Consider the following 1680-nt stretch of genomic DNA (forward strand, 5'->3'; position numbering starts at 1 on the left):
CCAGAGCCGGACTCTCAAGGGAGACCGGAAACTCCTGCTGAAACGCGCTCACGAAGTATCAGACCGGGAACGCCTCATTATGGAGACCTGGACTGGCGCATTCCCGCAACTGCTGGCCGCCTACGAGCACAAGGAGCGCTTCTACGGCATCTGGAATGCCACCACACGGCCACAGGCAGAAGCCGCCCTGGACGACTGGATAGCCACCATTCCGAAGGGCCAGAAGGAAGTCTGGAGCGATCTGGTCAGGGCTGTAGGCAACTGGCGCGAAGAGATCATGACTTACTTCGAGACGGACATGCCCGTCACCAACGCTTACACGGAGTCCATCAACCGACTGGCGAAGGACAAGAACCGTGAAGGGCGTGGTTACTCCTTCGAGGTGATGCGGGCACGAATGCTGTACACCACGAAGCACAAGAAGAAGCCCCCGACTGCAAAGGTCTCTCCGTTCCACAAGAAAACCATCGGTTACGGACTGCCGGACTTCGCAGAGGAACTCAACTACGGGGTCGATCTATCAACCATCTGAGGGTGGTATCAGGTTGGTGGGGTGAAGATGCCCAATCAACCATTAAATCCGTATACCCAATTTTTTGTGCCAGCAGATCGAAATCTCCATCTCCCGAGACCAGAACCACTACATCCGCTTGCGCCGCGTACTCAATGGCATCGAGCGTGATACCCACGTCCCAGTCGCCTTTGGCGGAGCCATCCGAGCGCTGGATGAACGGCTTGAGCTTCACCTCGAAGCCGATCGACCGGAGAATATTCTGGAACTCACGCTGCTTGGCGTCGCCCTTGTCGGTGGCGTAACAGCGGGCAGTCAGCACCTCCCGGTTCGCCGTCACCTTCGCCCAGAACCAACGATAATCGAAGTGTTTGCCGTAAGCTTCACGCACGGTGTAATAGACATTCTGGGTATCCACGAAGATAGCGACGCGAGTCATGATAAGGAGATCCCCCGGCAAGTATGGAAGCGGCAACGTTATCAGGTGGATGAGAAGTCGTTGGCGAGCATGTTCATGATCAGGCGAATCATCGTTTCCTTATTGGCTGGATCGGATTCCGCGACCAGCAGCGTCAACGCCGCCAGCCCGACATCGTTGATGACGGGCTCCCCAACAGATGACAGCAGACGCCCGTTGCGATGCAGGAAGTCGACAAACAGAAACGCCCCACTGCGTTTATTGCCGTCGGCGAACGGATGATTCTTGATCACGAAATAGAGCAGATGCGCCGCTTTCGACTCGATGCTCGGATAGGCCGGCTCGCCGAAGACAGACTGGTCAAGATTGCCGAGCAGTGAGGCCAACCCATCGCTACGATCCCTCGCGAACAGCTCGGTTGCCTCTCCACGCCCCATCAGTTCCGCTTTCAACGCGTCCAGCGCCGATCTCGCCGTTTCCAACGAAGGGAGCCGGCCGCCCGCTTGCACGTCAGGGTCGCTCAACAGCCCTTCGTCATAGCGCTGCAATAGCAAAAACGTCTGCGCATAACGCGCCACGATATCCACCAACCCGCGGCCGCCCGGCAGATCCAACGCCGAGCTGTGCGCCGCCTTGCGAACCAGCGCCATCGCCGCCTCCAGCTCTCGCGCATTGGCCTCGAAGCGCTGCTGATGCAGCGTCCAGCCCTGAGTGAGATGCTCTCGGAGGACACGCGTAGCCCATTGGCGGA

Annotated in this window: 3 protein-coding genes; 1 reads left to right on the top strand and 2 read right to left on the bottom strand. The window is 58.4% G+C overall.

All coding sequences use genetic code 11. From position 1 onward, the window contains the following. Positions 1-532: transposase (locus CCD76_RS19260; protein WP_143543351.1), on the top strand; the 532-nt coding region annotated here is incomplete at its 5' end. Here the strand turns inward: CCD76_RS19260 and CCD76_RS19265 are convergent. Further along, a complete protein-coding gene (locus CCD76_RS19265; RefSeq protein WP_256961397.1) occupies positions 501-950 on the bottom strand; it encodes a LabA-like NYN domain-containing protein in 450 nt (149 codons plus the stop codon). The genes CCD76_RS19260 and CCD76_RS19265 overlap by 32 nt on opposite strands. Positions 951-991: 41 nt before the next feature. Beyond that, the coding region (locus tag CCD76_RS19270; RefSeq protein ID WP_087721100.1) for a type II toxin-antitoxin system death-on-curing family toxin at positions 992-1680 on the bottom strand (689 nt) is incomplete at its 5' end.

It is taken from the genome of Salinicola salarius (assembly GCF_002179555.1).
GTDB lineage: Bacteria > Pseudomonadota > Gammaproteobacteria > Pseudomonadales > Halomonadaceae > Salinicola > Salinicola salarius_A.

Bases quoted from the DNA above. Each gene is read 5' to 3' on its own strand.
- CCD76_RS19265 (WP_256961397.1), bottom strand. From the start codon at position 950: ATGACTCGCGTCGCTATCTTCGTGGATACCCAGAATGTCTATTACACC.